Source organism: Candidatus Mancarchaeum acidiphilum, assembly GCF_002214165.1.
GTDB classification, from domain to species: Archaea; Micrarchaeota; Micrarchaeia; order Micrarchaeales; family Micrarchaeaceae; genus Mancarchaeum; species Mancarchaeum acidiphilum.
In genome coordinates this window covers 644,657-661,754 of record NZ_CP019964.1, presented here as the reverse complement: position 1 = coordinate 661,754, position 17,098 = coordinate 644,657, and the positions used below count along the sequence as shown (strand labels likewise).

At 37.2% G+C, this 17,098-nt stretch carries 15 protein-coding genes and 1 tRNA gene; 5 read left to right on the top strand and 11 right to left on the bottom strand.

The annotated features are described in order from the left end of the window. Positions 1 to 4 precede the first annotated feature (4 nt). From Mia14_RS03450 to Mia14_RS05070, 5 genes are read right to left on the bottom strand one after another with little or no spacing between them, the layout of a single operon-like run. Positions 5 to 634 carry a hypothetical protein gene (locus tag Mia14_RS03450; RefSeq protein WP_088820262.1) on the bottom strand — a complete coding sequence of 210 codons (630 nt, stop codon included), beginning with the start codon at positions 632 to 634 and terminating at the stop codon, positions 5 to 7. A 5-nt stretch (positions 635 to 639) separates the two neighbouring features. Next, the gene (locus tag Mia14_RS03445) at positions 640 to 1,995 is read right to left on the bottom strand and encodes an ATP-binding protein (RefSeq protein ID WP_088820261.1); all 1,356 of its coding nucleotides are present in this window, start codon (positions 1,993 to 1,995) and stop codon (positions 640 to 642) included. Next, positions 1,985 to 2,731: a hypothetical protein gene (locus tag Mia14_RS03440; protein WP_088820260.1), complete on the bottom strand. Its 747-nt coding sequence runs from the start codon at positions 2,729 to 2,731 to the stop codon at positions 1,985 to 1,987. Before Mia14_RS03440 ends, Mia14_RS03445 begins: the two co-directional genes overlap by 11 nt. Positions 2,732 to 2,738: 7 nt before the next feature. After that, a complete protein-coding gene (locus Mia14_RS03435) occupies positions 2,739 to 3,758 on the bottom strand; it encodes a hypothetical protein (protein ID WP_088820259.1) in 1,020 nt (339 codons plus the stop codon). Between the two features lie 6 nt (positions 3,759 to 3,764). Continuing rightward, positions 3,765 to 4,154 carry a hypothetical protein gene (locus Mia14_RS05070; protein ID WP_232780208.1) on the bottom strand — a complete coding sequence of 130 codons (390 nt, stop codon included), beginning with the start codon at positions 4,152 to 4,154 and terminating at the stop codon, positions 3,765 to 3,767. 232 nt (positions 4,155 to 4,386) lie between these two features. On the opposite strand from Mia14_RS05070, the gene Mia14_RS03430 reads away from it, so the two are divergent. Next, on the top strand, positions 4,387 to 5,634 hold the full coding sequence (locus Mia14_RS03430) for an MFS transporter (protein WP_232780207.1): 1,248 nt from the start codon (positions 4,387 to 4,389) through the stop codon (positions 5,632 to 5,634). A gap of 31 nt (positions 5,635 to 5,665) precedes the next feature. On the opposite strand, the gene Mia14_RS03425 is transcribed toward Mia14_RS03430, so the two are convergent. Together Mia14_RS03425 and Mia14_RS03420 are read right to left on the bottom strand one after the other, a co-directional pair. Continuing rightward, positions 5,666 to 6,556 carry a glycosyltransferase family 2 protein gene (locus Mia14_RS03425; RefSeq protein WP_088820257.1) on the bottom strand — a complete coding sequence of 297 codons (891 nt, stop codon included), beginning with the start codon at positions 6,554 to 6,556 and terminating at the stop codon, positions 5,666 to 5,668. Between the two features lie 9 nt (positions 6,557 to 6,565). Beyond that, complete coding sequence (locus Mia14_RS03420; protein ID WP_088820256.1) at positions 6,566 to 7,867, bottom strand: MFS transporter; 1,302 nt, start codon at positions 7,865 to 7,867, stop codon at positions 6,566 to 6,568. A 158-nt stretch (positions 7,868 to 8,025) separates the two neighbouring features. On the opposite strand from Mia14_RS03420, the gene Mia14_RS03415 reads away from it, so the two are divergent. From Mia14_RS03415 to Mia14_RS03405, 3 genes are all read left to right on the top strand, one after another. After that, positions 8,026 to 10,563, top strand: a complete 2,538-nt coding sequence (locus tag Mia14_RS03415) for a M1 family metallopeptidase (protein WP_088820255.1) — start codon at positions 8,026 to 8,028, stop codon at positions 10,561 to 10,563. 4 nt (positions 10,564 to 10,567) lie between these two features. Then, positions 10,568 to 11,668 (top strand): glycosyltransferase family 2 protein, encoded by a 1,101-nt coding sequence (locus tag Mia14_RS03410; RefSeq protein WP_088820254.1) that lies wholly within the window; start codon positions 10,568 to 10,570, stop codon positions 11,666 to 11,668. 176 nt (positions 11,669 to 11,844) lie between these two features. Next, a complete protein-coding gene (locus Mia14_RS03405; protein ID WP_088820253.1) occupies positions 11,845 to 12,144 on the top strand; it encodes a hypothetical protein in 300 nt (99 codons plus the stop codon). A gap of 113 nt (positions 12,145 to 12,257) precedes the next feature. Here the strand turns inward: Mia14_RS03405 and Mia14_RS03400 are convergent, their stop codons facing one another. After that, the gene (locus Mia14_RS03400; RefSeq protein ID WP_088820252.1) at positions 12,258 to 12,533 is read right to left on the bottom strand and encodes a TRAM domain-containing protein; all 276 of its coding nucleotides are present in this window, start codon (positions 12,531 to 12,533) and stop codon (positions 12,258 to 12,260) included. 229 nt (positions 12,534 to 12,762) lie between these two features. Between Mia14_RS03400 and Mia14_RS03395 the strand changes: the two genes are divergently transcribed. After that, positions 12,763 to 12,859, top strand: a tRNA-Gly gene (locus Mia14_RS03395). A gap of 168 nt (positions 12,860 to 13,027) precedes the next feature. On the opposite strand, the gene Mia14_RS03390 is transcribed toward Mia14_RS03395, so the two are convergent. From Mia14_RS03390 to Mia14_RS03380, 3 genes are all read right to left on the bottom strand, one after another. Then, positions 13,028 to 13,708, bottom strand: a complete 681-nt coding sequence (locus Mia14_RS03390) for a winged helix-turn-helix domain-containing protein (protein ID WP_088820251.1) — start codon at positions 13,706 to 13,708, stop codon at positions 13,028 to 13,030. A gap of 167 nt (positions 13,709 to 13,875) precedes the next feature. Next, positions 13,876 to 15,399: a hypothetical protein gene (locus Mia14_RS03385; RefSeq protein ID WP_124216894.1), complete on the bottom strand. Its 1,524-nt coding sequence runs from the start codon at positions 15,397 to 15,399 to the stop codon at positions 13,876 to 13,878. A 153-nt stretch (positions 15,400 to 15,552) separates the two neighbouring features. Further along, positions 15,553 to 17,091, bottom strand: coding sequence for an L-lactate permease (locus Mia14_RS03380; protein WP_088820249.1), 1,539 nt, complete (start codon positions 17,089 to 17,091; stop codon positions 15,553 to 15,555). Positions 17,092 to 17,098 lie beyond the last annotated feature (7 nt).

The window sequence follows — 17,098 nt, the reverse complement described above, 5'->3', positions numbered from 1 at the left end:
TATATCACAGGTAACCAAGCGATTTCAATACTGCATGGGCCAATTTAATATCAATTCCAAATGACCTGCTGGCCGCCTCCTCCAAGCTATCATTCTCAAAATTGGCCTTTCTGAGATTGGAGGCAACAGTTTGAGAAAATTTTTTATAAATCGAAAGCTCGCTTAAAATATCCTTATTGTATCTGTTGATTTGTATCAATTTCTCGCTAAGGTTAAAGTTTGATTCAGACAGGTTATCCAAATATTCCAGAATGTTGCCTTTTACCTTTTGTTCGCTCTTGAAATAGCCCAATTTTGCCTCGTCAAGCTTTATGCTAATAGAATTTGAGAGGTATGGATAGACAGATTCAAAGTCTATCCTGTAATGCCTCTTCAAGTAATTTATTAGCCTTATGAACCTTGAAAAGTTTAGTAAGTAATAGTTATCTGAAAGAGTGTCGTAATAAAAGCTATACGATATCATGTTCGTAGAGAATACAAGAGATAGTTTCTCTCCTTTCATATCTATGGAATAGTCAAGTGAAGTGCCATAACTATTTATCTTGAATAGATGCAGGTAGCTTATATCTTCGGATAAAGAATGAAAGTCCGTAAGCAGCTTACCTTTTGCCATAAACGATGAAGAAAATTGCATATAAATCACTCAAAATAGACGGATCTTAGATTGTCGAACCCCGAGGCTATAACAAAATCGTCAATACCGACAGAGCGCAGCAATGTGACAATCACAACCCGGTCATTGCCATCAGAAATCAGCTTCTCTATTAATTTAGATAAATCCAATTTACTATTCTCCTCCATAAAACGTAGGATGCTCCCTGAATTCGTGCAGTACTTTTCGACTGCATTTTTGAATCTGATTCTGGATATATAATTCATATTATCACCTGAAACCAACAAGTAATCAGAAAGATTGAAATGTTTCACATCACTTATAACAGCCTGTGAAAAAGTCCCTCCCTTCAATATCTGGCTGACTAAGCAGCTCCCCCTTCCCAAATTCTCTGTTATCCCGCTAAACCTATTTGAATCAATTCCGTAATTGCCCAGAACTTTATAGTCCTCCTTATGCAGCCTGAATATGAAGACAGAAGCAGCATTTGATAGGAGTTCATTCGATACATCAGAAGCCATTTGGGTAGCTATGAGCAGGCTTACTCCATACTTTCGCCCTTCCCTGAAAAGGCCATTCAATATTGAATCATCCTTAATATACTTCCATGCTTCATCAAATACCAAATAATTAGTCTTTCCAGTGCTTATCCCTTTCCTATAAATCTCAAGCTTTAAAAGGAGCAGAAGCAGCTTTGAAAAATTGGATTTCCCAAATTCATCCAAGCTCGATAAGTCAAAGCACAGGAATTTATCCAAAATACCGTTCAAGTCAATGCCAGGGTGTTGGTTAAATAGTTTATAGTGATCCAGGGCCAAAACCTTCTTCCCAACTCCTGGTTTACGGATTCTTCTAAAAAATCCTGAAATGCCTTCATTGAAATCCCGTTTACCTTTGCCCAATCCATTTGATATTTTATCATAAATCTCGTTGCAGTCATTGCTTGAAAGCCCGCAAAAGTTCTCCAATGCATTAATGACCAGGGGCTTGAATAGATCGGTCCCATAAAGATCAAGAAGGTTAATTCCAAGGCTTTTAAGATCATGCCTTATTCCAACAGTATAATTTGTTATATCTGAGTATTCGCCGGACCAGTCAAATATAGTTATTGATGGGCTTGTTTCATAAACAAAGATCTTAAGTATCAGGTTCTTGAGCAGATTTGTCTTTCCCGAGCCCGTCATACCAAGTGAAATAATGTGCTTGTTCATAAGCTTGTCAAAGTTTATGAAAAAGGGCAAATTATATATTGAGCTTTTGCCTACGTAAAATCCATCACTGCCGGGCAATTCGCACAATTTAGATTCTGACATTGCAGATATCTTTATCTGCTTCGCAAGCAAAACCGAATTGGAGATATTATAAAATTTATCATAAATCATGGGATATCATCGATTCAAACTTTAAGAAGCTGACAAGATCGCTTCCATGCAAATTCTCCATGGTGCATTTAAACGCGGAGCTGAAACTAGCCGAGATCTTTTCCAAGTTCTCCCTTGCCATAGTCTCAGCCCTGAACTTGTTCTCCGAACTGCCGTAGGCAATCAGATAGTACACAAGCTTGAAAGAGGTTCCGGAAGAGATATCCGCAATGTCCTGTGAGATAACATCTATCTTACGCCTTATAATGCTGGATTTTGCAAAATCCTTTTCCCTTGATAAGTTGGCCAATTCTATCTCTTTGATGTGCTTCTTTGTTCTTAGGTCGCCCAAGATCTTTTTTTGGTTCACTTTTTCAATATTGATTACAAACCTAAACGGGACGGGATTTGATCTTATGATTGATTCTATCTTATCCTGGTCAAATTCATCACTTCCATCAAATTTGAAATACCCTAAAGAAACTGCATTATATATGCCATTGGATGAAGAAACAGCTATTGAAGAGGCTAAATCCAGCTCATATCCACCGAATAATTCTATGAAATTTGAATGGTTTATTATAAGTGCATTTATATAGTCCCAAAACCTTATTATAAAAAACGAAAGCAAAAGGAAGATTAGAGCCAAAGCTATAAGTGTTGGATTGAAGGCCAAAGCAGCAATCAAAACCAATATGAAGTTCAAGACTAACAGGACAATATATATTAAGCTTTCATTTAAACTGCCGTAATTCATAAAACCACTAAAATACATCAAATCTGCCAAATGAAATTTCAGTGCCAAGTATCCGTGCAAGCTCCCTGGTCGATATAATTGTCATTATAATGCTCAGTACTGGAAGAAAGACAACTTCTATAATCAAAATGGCCAAGGCATCAACTATGGATTCAAAAAACTGGTTCATCTCTTTGGCAAAGCCTGAAAGTGAACTATAAAATGACGCGATTCCAATACCTGCCGCCGAATTCCCAATTATATCAGAGAATATAGATCCCTCAAAAGCCGTTGCTGTAGCCAACGATTGTGTTGCCATGCTACCTGCAGATGCAGTTGAGTAATTTGATATTATCACTGCATTTAATAGGTACATCATAGGCAGGACCGCAAACAACCCTATGGTAAGCGCTATTATTGATCCTCCTAACCGCCTTGTAAAATAAAAGCTTCGTAAAACTATCCCAATAGGCATTAATAAAGAAAGGGATATCAAACCTATTACTTTCAGTAATGCTGCTTGCATGTATATTGAGATATTTGCAAAGGTCAGTATCTCTATAATGTCCCTGCCTACACTCAAAAGAGGCGCCATAACCGAATGAAGTGTTATAGATACAACACCCAAGCTGAAGCTCATTGAACCTATTATGCCTAATATTGTATAAATTGTTGATAGAGGCACAAGAAGGCCAAGCGAATCATCTATAAGGGATGGATAGGACCTTCCATCTATTGATATGTAAGCAGGATTTATAAGAAAGTTATATGCAAAACATATAGCATAGTTATTGGACATCGATCCACAGCCAATAGCTGGCGAAACCGAAGTTACTGTTGATTCCATAGCATTGTATATTACACCGCCTTGACCAAAAGCCAATATAAGAGCCCCTATCATTATGCCGTTTACCAAAGATTCAAGCAGCTCCTTCTTCCCATACCTCTTTAGGTTAAGATCATTGAATGCATAGCCCAAGCCCAGCAATATCCCTCCTATCGCTATCATTATGCTTAACGCATAAATGTCTATAGTATACCCAAGCATGAATAGTCACTTTAATGTAGAGTTGGATAGGAAGTGCGTTGAGGCAGTAGCCAAAGTTGTAGAGGTAAAACTTAAAACTGCAACAATTATTGCACCTATTATTAGGTTTATTGCAGTGGTATGGAATGAAGCTTTTTTCTCAGGTGTCATCAACTGGCCCACTGCATAGAATATACCTGCCAATATAAACAGTACTGCACTCAATAGAGGGCCTATTTGGGAGAGCAAACCCCTTACGTATCCTAACTGGGACACAATCCCTATTGTACTGCTATTTAGGGTAGAAGCACTCGAATAAGTGGAAATAAGAACAGTAAGCAGGATGAACGGAATCGTTAACACTTTAAGCAAACCTATAACCCTTTTTATAATACCAATATTATGAATCGAACCCAAGATAATCCCTATACTAAAGTTTACAATAGTTTACTTTAGTATAATAATAAATACTTATCTACAATTATATGTTTTAGTCCCCTTAGAGGAAACAGTTTAATCGCTTCACCAATTGCACCATTTTTATATTTTTACCTGCCATCTATATTAAATGGCTGTCTACAATACAATAGAGGATTTACCAGAAACGCCCATGTTGAAGAAAATTACCATCCTTTCTTCGATTGGGATTATGGTGGATGGTTATACTCTAACAGTATTCTCATATGCTCTTTTATATTTGATTAAAGTAATGAACCTATCAAGCTATCAAATTTCAATAATGGGAATATCTTCTATTTTTGGGGTTTTCTTTGGGAGTATGATATTCGGAAAGATAGCAGATCTTTACGGAAGGAGATACATCTATATCTATGACCTAATCATTGTTTCAATATTCCTGTTTTTGACAGGATTATCGACAAATTACATTATTTTCTCTATATTCCAATTCCTTGTTGGGATAGGTATTGGAGCAGACTACCCTATCAGTTCATCAATACAAGCCGAATTTTCCCCAAAAAAGGTAAGGGGCCGATATCTTCTAATAAATATATTTTCGTTTTCGATAGGGTCGATACTATTTTTGATAATAGCAGTGCCACTGGTTCTTTTTACAGGGATTAATGCGTGGCGTTTCATGTATATGATAGGGGCAATATTCCCATTGATAGTAGTATACTCAAGGAAAAAGATACCCGAAAGCCCGTACTGGGTTGAATACAGGTATGGGAAGAAAGCAGAGAAAATCGTGAAGGAAGAGATAAAAGAAGACACAGGACTAAAAATAAGCCGGATGCCCAAATTGGAAAAAGGAGGAACAAAGCTCAGCGATATTTTTAAAGGCAAATACCTAGCATATTCTGTTTTCATTGCGGTGGCATGGTTTTCCTACAATGTTATAAGCTATGGAATATGGACATATTCACCATTGATATTTTCCACAGAGATAGCTTCCCACTATGCCGATCTTTATGTAGTTTTTACAGGAATGGCAGAGTCGATACCAGTTATAGTCGGGTTTTTGATAGCAATATACTATGTGGAAAGATTAGGTAGGAAACCCCTGCTTCTCATAGGGTTTCTAGGAGCGTTCATAACCTTGATCATATTTTTCTTTGTCAATGAATACATGGTTGTAGGTTTACTGATGACATTCGGTGCATTTGGTATGGTGCACTTATTTGACAATATAGGGCCAAGCCCAATGACCTATGCCTACCCAGTTGAGTTGTTCCCTACAAGGATAAGGGGGACCGCTATGGGTTTTGCCACATCTATCTCCAGATTGGGATCAATCGTTGCAATATTCTCATTTCCTATTATAGATTCGCTTTACGGGTTAAAAACTGTGGTATTGTGCTTTGCCATATTTGCACTAATAGGATTTTTGATTAGCTTAAAGTTTGCTCCAGAAACCAAGGATAAATCCCTTAGGTGAAAAGAACCAAAACAAGCAAGTAACTGCATTATCATTTTTTAAGCAGTATCTTTTCTATCTCCAATAACATATCTAATATAAGGCCGGTTATTATCGATAAAAATCCTAGCACTATAAGCATAAACGATATAAGTGCTCTGCCAACCTCTATAAGAACGCCAGTCGCAAAGTAATTCTGCACTACCAATGCCCCAACTATTATTCCAGCTATAATTAAAAGAATTCCAATAGCCCCAAATAAAACCAAAGGTCTGTAATCCCTAGCGTATTTGATCGAATAAAATGCTATAAAGAATCCGTATATGGGTTTTGATTTTGTTATCCTTGATTTAGTATTTACCCTATCTGCATAGCTTATCGGAATATCTTTTATGCGGTAACCCCTTCTTACAGCTTCAATCTCAAAAAACAAGGTGCCTGCCCTAAATGCATCGTCATATTTTATTTTATCAAATACCTCTCTTTTCATCGCGAATACTCCACTTAGAACATCATGCATCTTTCTATGGTATAGGAAGTTAAACCATTTTGTAAGAAATTTGTTGCCAAAACTTATGTAAAACGTCATTTTCCTTAATCCTGAGCTGCGATCCCCGCTAATAAAATCATAATCTCCCTTATCCAATTCCAATATAACCGATTTTAAATCTTTTACTAAATAAGTACCATCAGCATCTATAGTTGCAAGTATAGGAGATTTTGCCCTTTTAAAACCTTCAACCAATGCATTCTCATAACCATTTGATATTTGGTCAATCACTGGGAATCCCAAATCTTTAATTTTACGCTTTATTTCAGGCTTGCTCTTATCCACTATTATAATTTCTATTTCATTTTTTTTGAAGTTTTTCTCTATATCCTTCAATATATTCTTGACATTCAATTCGTCTTTAGTCGGTATAATTATGCTTATGTCTGACATAAATTCACTTCAATTTATATTCAACGTTTTGGGCAGTATTGGCAATGAGATTATCGAAATTATTCCAATTATCTCAGCAACAACCATCCCAATAAATATACTAAACCCAAAATATAACAATATTGTTATTAATCCTACACCTAAAGCCCCTCCAACTATAGTTCCTATACCCCAAACAACAGAATTTGAATATCCGTTGTATTCTTTCTCAACTATATTTGCAGAATAACTCATAAATACAGGGAAGGAAGTCAGGGCAGCAAAGGTGAAGACAGAGTAAAATATATAAGAATAAACTGGGCCTCTAAGAAGCAGGAAAAAGCCGAAAGCAATAACCGATATAAGCGTGGTATAAACCACCGTTTTGCGGTTTCCTTTTTTAGTAACTATTACACCAAATACATATTGTCCTATGACGGCAAAAAAGAAAGTCACGGTGAGGAAGATTCCAACTTCCGTTGGGGTCAGCTTTCCTATGATTTTTATATAAACTCCAATAAAAGTCAGGGTTGCCATGATTGAAGCAGATCTCAAAATCGTTACCAATGTCAGCTTATAAACAGATTTTTTATAGAAGCTGAAAGGCTTGTGGCTTGCCATGGCTTTTTGAGATACGGTGATGTCATCAGTACTTGAAGACCTGTCCAAAAGCCTTACTTTATTCATACTACTGGAACCATTATTATTGCGTTTATTAGCAAGCAATACGAATATGATAATGGAAAGCAATAGGTAAAATGCGGATATGGAAATAAGCCCCACAGTATTCCCAAACAATAATATTGAAAAAGCTATTAATGAAGGCAGTATTGATCTACCTAAGCTGCCGAAGGCTCCATTAGCACCCATATATTTAGGCGAGCTTTTTCCAAATGTGTTGGATAAAAGTGCACCGCCAAGGGGATGGTAAAATGCCTGCCCAAATCCCAGAACCAATGCAGCCAACAAGGCAAATGCATATACATAGAGCAGATAACCGAATATAAATGAAATGCCAAACAGGAAGATCCCAAGCCCCTCAATCAATATGCCAACGGAAATAAGCTTATTGTAATCTCCTTTAGCATCCGCATATTTGCCTACTCTTGTACTTAGATATCCAGAAAGCAGCTGGTAAGCAACCGCTATGGATCCTAGAACAGCAACGCTGACATGAGGTATTTTGATATAATAAACCATGAGCATCGTGAATACAAGAAGTGTTCCATCATTTGCGAAATGGCCTACAGAGGCACCTGCAAATATCTTTGCTTTATTGCTAGAGCTTTTGCTCTTAAAAATGTTAGATTTATAATTGCTATTGCCAGCCATGCCCTTGCCTTTTAAATTATGGAATGCCCCAAGATGATTTTTGGTGAAAAATGCCCTGATACGATATAAATTTGTTGAAAAGGTATATAAATACAAAATAATTCCCGCAAGTGCTTAATTATTTGCCGTAAGATTAAATAGTACTAAGGTGTTTTTTAATGGAATTTATCTATGACGGATTAAGCAAAGATATATTGCCAATTAAATATAAAATAAGCTTGTCAACGGATTTTAATAAATTTGCATATGAAGGAAATGAAAAGATAAGTATAGAAATAAAATCCCTCACCGATGAAATATCTATACATTCTTACCAAATCAAGATAAAATCATCTTGGATAGTCTCAGGCAGCAAAAAGGTCAAAGCGTCAAAAATCCTATACAATGAAAACTCTAAGATAGCAAAATTGAAGTTTAATCAAAAATTTTCCGGCAAATGCGACTTGCTGATAAATTTTGAGGGATTAAACAACGATAAGATGTATGGATTTTATCGGAGCTCATATTCCATTAATGGAAAACAAGAATATATGCTTTCCTCACAGTTTGAGCCTAATAGTGCAAGATCAGCTTTTCCCTGCTTTGACGCGCCAATATTCAAATCGAGATTCGATATATCACTGGAAGTTGATGAAGGGTATGATGCAATATCAAATATGCCAGTAAAGTCAATAAAGCACATAAAGTCCAAGAAGAGGAAGATCGTCAGTTTTGAGACTACTCCTAAGATGTCTACCTATTTAGTTTTCCTAGGTGTTGGCAAATTTGAATATCTGAAAGGAAATTCGGGAAGGCTAAAGTTCCGGGTTGTAACCACAAAAGGAAAATCAAAAGATGGCAAATTTGCACTCGATTGCGCAAGGAAATCAATAAGCTTCTATGAAAAATATTTCGGGTTTAAATATCCCCTAAAGAAAGTTGATCTTATAGCAGTACCGGACTTTGCGGCAGGTGCAATGGAAAACTGGGGAGCTATAACATTCAGAGAAGCAAGCTTGCTTGCCAATGAGAAAACCACACCGGAATCTACAAAGCATAATGTAGCAGACACAGTAGCCCACGAACTTGCCCACCAATGGTTTGGGGACCTTGTCACTATGAAATGGTGGGACGATTTATGGCTAAACGAAAGCTTTGCCACGTTTATGAGCTACAAGGCACTGGAGAATATATACCCATCCTGGAAAATTGAAAACGATTATTATGACAGCACCATCAGTGCATTGCTCAGCGATGCGCTTAAGAACACTCATCCGATAAGCACGCAGATCAAGGAGTCAGGAGAGGCGGATTCAATATTCGATGTCATAAGCTATAACAAGGGAGGGGCTTTATTAAACATGATCAACGATTTTGTTGGGGACAAGGTATTCAGCAAAGGACTTAACATTTATCTAAATAAATACAAATACAAAAATGCTAAAAAAGAAGATCTATGGGATTCAATACAAGAAGCTTCTGTAAGCGATCCTGAACTAAAAGGGGCAGAGATAGGGAAAATACTTAAGAACTGGATAGAGCAGGAGGGGTATCCGCTGCTTGAGGTCAAAATGCCAAAAGGTTCAATAGAGATTTCACAAAGCCGTTTTATGATATCAGGTTCCCCAAAAGCTAAGCAAAGCCTTTGGAAGGTACCAATAAAATACTTAATTGATGGCAAAGAATCAAAACTTATACTCGAAAATAAATCCATAAGGGTAAAAGAAGGCAATTTCAAGCATCTCCTAATTAATCCTAACCAGTCCGGATTTTATATAATAAAATACCCAGAGGAATACGCAAAATCTGCGCTTTCCTACGTAGAAAAAGAGCGTTTGCCGGATCTGAGCAAGGCAGGATTGCTGCTTAATTTTTACCTTCTATATAAGTCAGGGAGCATCCCAATTGATAATTACCTTCAGCAAATCAAACAGGCAATCGAAATTATCAATTATCCTTCTACAAAAATCGTCCTGTCAAATCTATACAGCATTTATCTTACCGCAAATGGCAAAAATAAGTCTGAAGAATTGCGCAAAATAATGACCTCAATATCAAAAAGGGCCATTAATGATGTGGGATTAAATATGAAAAAAGGCGAGCCCCTGCAAAATAAAGAATTGAGGGCTTCTGCACTGATGAATTTAGTGCTGCTGAAAGATAAGAAGACATCATCGGAATTGCTAAAATTATTCAAAATGAATGAGAATAAACTTGACTCTATAGATGGCAATATAAGAGGAGCAATGTACATAAACATCGCTATTAATGGAGGAGAAAGGGAATTCAAAGAACTTGAAAAGCTCTATAAAAATGCGGATTCTTCAGAGAAGCCCTTGATTGTATCGGCAATGGGGAGCTTTGAGAAGCCAGAAATGGTAAAAGATGTGCTAAACTACTCAATATCTGGAAATATAAGGATGCAGGACTCATACCGCCTTGTAAGATCGGCGGGCCTGATTAAGGGTAACCTAAAGATATATTGGGATTGGCTTAAAGACAACTGGGGCAGGCTCAAGGAGATATATGATCCATCCACGTTGATGCTTGGTGACTTTGTCATTGAATTGTCTGGTGTCAGCAATGCAAAGACAAAATCGGATATACTGAAGTTTTTCAATAAAAAAGGGGCTCTAAGGCAAGATGTTGAAAAAGACTTTAAGAAGACAATGGAAATGATAGAAAATAATATAGATTTATCAAAATCGCTGGGATGAACTGATGACTTTAAATTGGCTGCTAACTGCTTATACCTCATTCTTGTCTCTTGTATTCTTAGGGCTGCTTGGAATCGCCATATACCCATATGCCAAGAAGAAACAGCCTGAAGTGATCTATAAAGGGAATCAAAAAGAAAAGGTGCTAGTTATATCGCCATGCAGGGGTGTTGACTTAACATTAAAGAAAAACTTGTCATCATTAAAATCCCAAACCTACAAAAATTACAGTGTAATATGTGTAGTGGATGATTTAAACGATCCCTCGGTCCCTATAATAAAAGAACTTGGACTTAACCTAATTGTATCTGATAGTGACATTGGAAAGGGAAGCGGAAAGGTAAAAGCAATATCAACTGCAATAAAAAAATATCCTGAATACAGTGTGTATGCAATAGCGGATTCGGACGTGGAATTCACAAATTATTGGCTGGAACGAATGATTGCCCCCTTCAGTGAAAGTAATGTTGTAGCAACAACATCATACCCATATTTCAACCCAGTGGGCGGATTTTGGTCCAAAGTAAAGATGGTATGGAGTTTTGTTGGGAACGGCATGATGGAATCCGACACTACCCTTTTTGGGTGGGGAGGATCACTGGCATTTAGGAGTTCATTGATGGACAGCAAATCACTGTCCGAATTTTCCAATTCCCTATCTGATGACATCTACATAACGAGAAAATCAAAATCGAAGGGAAAATTAGTATACATAGGAGATGTTGGGCTGACCGTTAATACTGATGACAAATTCAATTCCTTTATGGAATGGTCAAACAGGCAGACTGCTTTGACAATGCTTGGGTCAAAATCAAATTTCAAATACGGGGTAATTCTCTATTCGGGCCAAGAGTTGCTTTTTTTCTCTTCAATAATCCTTTCCATATCCGTAAGTTACTTGTTCCTAATATTCCTTATCCCCTTTGCGATAGGGGAGATCAAGACCTATATGCGTGCACCAAAGCATAAGGCTTATGCACTTTTCATATTCTTGTTCATAAACATAATATACCTTGTCAATTTAGCGTATGCACGTTCAATGAGTAAAATAAGCTGGAGGGGAAATGATTATAAAATTGTACAGGATTTGTCTAGACAATCCTGAAAGATTCCTCAAACAGCCTCTTTTCCTTTTAATTGCATGGTAAAAGATTTCAATGTATAATAATAGTTAATAGGTATATTGCCGCAAACTGCCAAAATTATAATATATTGTTAGAAAGTTCCGCAAAACGCTTAAATAAACAAAAATTGCAAATTATCTATGATATGGTGTGATAGATGGTTAAGAACGATACGCAAGAATATGGATTGAATATAGAAAGCCCTATCAGGAATGAAATTAAGGGCAGGGTATTGACTGCACTAAGAAAAGTGGATTTCGAGAAGATATTGAATAGCACCATGCCCTATCGTAAACCTGTAGATAAATCAGCAGGTATAGCATTGAGCGAACTTCTAGCAGAACAAGCTGTAGATTATATAATAAAAGCGATAGAAATCAGCAAAGACAAGAATATGGAGAGGGTTGGACCTGCCGCTTTGATAATAGCTGCCGATGAAATAAGAAATTCTAAGTGATAAAAAGTTATAAACAGACAGATAAAAAGAGCAGGTTATATAAAATATAAAAACCCTGCAAAAACAAACCAACCTGACAAAAACAGGCTGAAACAAACTTAATTAGATTCTAATCAGGAAATTACTTCTCCAGTTGCAAATCTTTCTTTTACATCTGTTATTCTTATCTTTTTCTCTTCTCCCTCTTTTGCACCCTTTATAAAGATTACAAAACCATCCTTTTTGGCGATTCCGTCACCTTTGGATGCTACTGCCTCTATCTTTACGTCAATTTCATCTCCTACCTTTACAGGTTTTGGTGTCGAAGACATTCCAGAAAATCTATCATTTCTCCTTCCAAAACCACCATGGCCTTCATATGAGCCATTTCCATTTCCTTCGTCATTCATTCAATTCACTTTCTTTTTTTCGCTTGAAATATTTTCCAAGCAATTAAATTTAAATATACTAATATTAATACTTTTGTATGGGAACCCCTTTTTATATTAATAGGTTTTTATTTGTACACCTACGTCTATGATACTATATAAGTACCAGCCCAAAACGAAAAGTATTTATAGAATAAGTTAAGAATATTATTACATCCTTGGCAATGTTTCGATAGTTTAACTGAATTTTGCGATCGTAGTCTAGCCTGGTAGGACTTTGGCCTTCCATTGAAAAAGGAAGGTTCAAAAGACAGCCAAAAACTCGGGTTCAAATCCCGACGGTCGCACTTTAGCGAACCTTAAGATATTTCTAAATCCTACAGAAGCTATTTTTGTAAAGACCCTACCTATTAGCAAAATCCAATAACCTCAAATACAATTTCTAGATTAAACAAAAGATTAACAAAAAATAGCCAAAATATTATAAAAACAAAAAAAAAACAAAAACATCAGTTTCAGTTTATAATTTCACTCTTGCAATTTGTCGCATTTCCTGAATATGTGATATTGAACATCTCTATTGTTTTATACGCCCAGCAATTACCCTCATCTGCAGCATTCTCTATATTAAGAACCTGCTTCGGGCCCATTTTGTATGTATAATTGACAGATGGAACGCTAAGTGTCCCGTCGTAAGAGCTATAATGAACCCCATTGCCTACATCTATAACATCAGATTTTGTGTTGACATAAGTAAGGAAGCATTGATTTCCTTCAGCATTATTAAGCACTATATTGCCCACATCACTGTAATTTGCTGTGCTATAGTATGGGAGCATAGGGCAGGCAAGGGAAGGTTTCACAATTGTATCATTGGCATTGTTTTGGGATCCTCCACTTAACACTATTGCAAAAATGGACACCACTGCAACTATCAATACTGCTGCCCCTATTAGCCTTATGCGCATACCTGCAGTCTCATTGACGCCTTCTTTGCTCCTTAATCTGAAGTATTTAAGCTTCTTAAAATGGTCATTTGGCTCTTCTTCTATCAATCCTGAATCAATCAACTCATATAGATGTTGGCTGACCGTAGATTTCGATAATCCTAGCTCTTCGCTAAGTTCTGTTATAGTTCTTTTCTTTACCTTTAGGCTTTTCAAAATTTTATCTTTTGTTTCCATGGTTTTGGACATTTAAAACACCTAAACTAATTAGAGAAAATATAATTTAAATACAAATAAGAAAGAGTTAGGTTTTTGTTCGGTTTTTATATCTTAAAACTTTTCCAAGCAAGAACCTTAAACCATAAAAATAAGGCATTATATTAAGCTGCAGGCAGGTTGAACAACAAATAATAAATCTACTTAATAACTAAAACAGCCAAAGCTAGGGTTACTATGAGTGTAACTACAAGTTCTATTGCCATCCAGCCTAAAGCGGTATTGAATATCTTTGACTGGTCCTTTGAAGGCGCCCCTGCCAATGTTGCCGCATAAACTATCTCTGATGGCTTTAAAGGATCTGCTGGGCCCATAGTCATGACTACCACAATCCCAAGCAATAATCCTACAGGCAATGTAAGTGCAGTAGCAACCGCAACCTGAGGTGCACTTATAAGGAATGCTGCAATCGTCCCTGTTGCAAACACAACCCCTGTCCCCCATGCGAAAACGTTAAGCAACAAAGGATAAAACAAGCTTCCTGCCTTTACCATTAATGTAGTTATTGTAGTAATCTGCCCGCTTATAATAGCCATACCTGCAAATGACGCGCCTAAAAGCGTTGTTAGTAAGGCGGTTCCTGACATCCTGCTGCCCTTCACCAACGAACTCCAGACTCCAAGTGGCTTTGTTACTGGCTTATTGCTATCTATATTCTCATCAGGCTTTATCTTGAACATATAAGTGCTCAATGCAACCACGAATATGAAGAATGCAGGTGTCGTAAGAAGGTTAATTGAAACCGGTGCATAAGTCCATAGTTTGAGCACGTAATTTGCCTTTGCAACCAAACCTGCAAGTGGATATGTCCAAAGCAATATAAGTACTATCCCAACTATTATCGGCCCGAATGGTTTAAGTGTGCCTGAAAGATTAATCTTGGGCAATCCTGTCGAATCTTGCTTCAAATGCTTTGAATACAGGACGAATAGTATCAGAGTAAGAAATCCCGAAGCTATCAATGTAAGCAAGTATGCACTTGGAATTAATATCGAAAATATTACAATGCCTATTATGCCACTTATAATATATAGGGCGGAAACGGTCAGATTTTCTCTATTAAATTTTATATTAAGTATCTTCATCCCTCCAAACACTGCGATGAAGATCAACGGTATTGTTATCATTCCAACAAATGGTGCCATTGTTGGAACAGGGATATGGGATGCGGCACTTGCAAGTGAACCTGCTATCCAAAGGCTGACCAATGGTATTGTCCATGATGCAAGTACAAGATAACCTGTTGCGGAACGCCATGGTTCATATCCAAGTTCCTTTATGCCAGGTATTGCAATTGGGTACACTGCAAAACCGTTGAATGCACCAAGTATGCCCTGTATTACGCCAACGAGAGATGCTACGAGACCCCAGCCGCTGTGTATAACACTGTGCAATACGTCCAAAAGTCTCCTTAAAAGGCCGGTTTCACGGTACATGATACCAAATATCATGCCTGTCCATATAACTCCGAATATGGAATAAGTCTCAAAAGTACCCCATATTGATGCATCGACAATCCTTGCAGATGGGTAAAACAAGACAATCATTGCAAGTTCAACTATAAATCCAACAAATGCCGATTTAAGTCCATCAAGCTTTGCAAACATGAAAGATATGAACAAAGCCAATAAAGGAACTATTAAGGTTATCGCACCAATAATCAACGATACTATGATATCAACTCTCGGGCATTATCAAAATACCCAGTTTTTCTTTTAATCTTAACCGGTCCTAAAATATAAATTTACTAATAAATACATAAAGTCAGAAGAATAAACTAAATTAATATTCAAAATTTACAAAATCTAAAGTAAAAATTAAATAACCAAATACGTTATCACAAATGTTGTGATAAGTGCAACCACAAGCTCTATTGCCATCCAAACCAATGCGTTGTTAAATATCTTCGACTGGTCCTTTGAAGGCGCCCCTGCCAATGTTGCAGTGTAAGCTATCAAGGAAGGTTTTAATGGATTTGCAGGACCCATTGTCATAATAACCACAACTCCAAGCAATAATCCTACAGGCAATGTAAGTGCACTAGCAACCGCAACCTGGGGTGCACTTATAAGGAATGCCGCAACTGTTCCTGTTGCAAACACTATTCCAGTTCCCCAAGAGAAAATATTAAGCACTATAGGGTAGAACAAGCTTCCTGCTTCTGCCATAAGTTTTGTTATAGCAGCGACTTGACCACTCGCTATTGCTACACCTGCAAATGTTGCACCTAAAAATGTCGTAAGCAGCGAATTTCCTGACATCCTGCTGCCCTTCACCAACGAACTCCAGACTCCAAGTGGCTTTGTTACTGGAGTTGCTGGCTTCTGCTTTCCCTTATTCTCATCAGGCTTTATCTTGAACATATAAGTGCTCAATGCAACCACGAATATGAAGAATGCAGGTGTCGTAAGAAGGTTAATTGAAACCGGTGCATAAGTCCATAGTTTAAGCACGTAATTTGCCTTTGCAACCAAACCTGCAAGTGGATATGTCCAAAGTAATATAAGTACTATCCCAACTATTATCGGCCCGAATGGTTTAAGTATACCAGACAAGCTGAATTTCTGTATATCTGTTGAATCTTGCTTCAAATGCTTTGAATACAGGACGAATAGTATCAAGGTAAGAAATCCCGAAGCTATCAATGTAAGCAAGTATGCACTTGGTATAAGTATCGCGAATACTATAATGCTTACAATGCCGCTTATAATGTACAAAGCTGCAATAGTAAGGTTTTCCTTATTGAATTTTTCATTAAGTATCTTCATCCCTCCAAACACTGCGATGAAGATCAACGGTATTGTTATCATTCCAACAAATGGTGCCATTGTTGGAACAGGGATATGGGATGCGGCACTTGCAAGTGAACCTGCTATCCAAAGGCTGACCAATGGTATTGTCCATGATGCAAGTACAAGATAACCTGTTGCGGAACGCCATGGTTCATATCCAAGTTCCTTTATGCCAGGTATTGCAATTGGGTACACCGCAAAACCGTTGAATGCACCTAATATACCTTGTATTACTCCCCCAAGAGCGGCAACTAATCCCCAGCCGCTGTGTATAACACTGTGCAATACGTCCAAAAGTCTCCTTAAAAGGCCGGTTTCACGGTACATGATACCAAATATCATGCCTGTCCATATAACTCCGAATATGGAATAAGTCTCAAAAGTACCCCATATTGATGCATCGACAATCCTTGCAGATGGATAGAAAAGCACTACCATTGCAAGTTCAACTATAAATCCAACAAATGCCGATTTCAACGCATCAAGCTTTGCAAACATGAAAGATATGAACAAAGCCACTAAAGGTATAATCAGCGTTACTGCTCCAATAATCAATGATCCCATATTATCA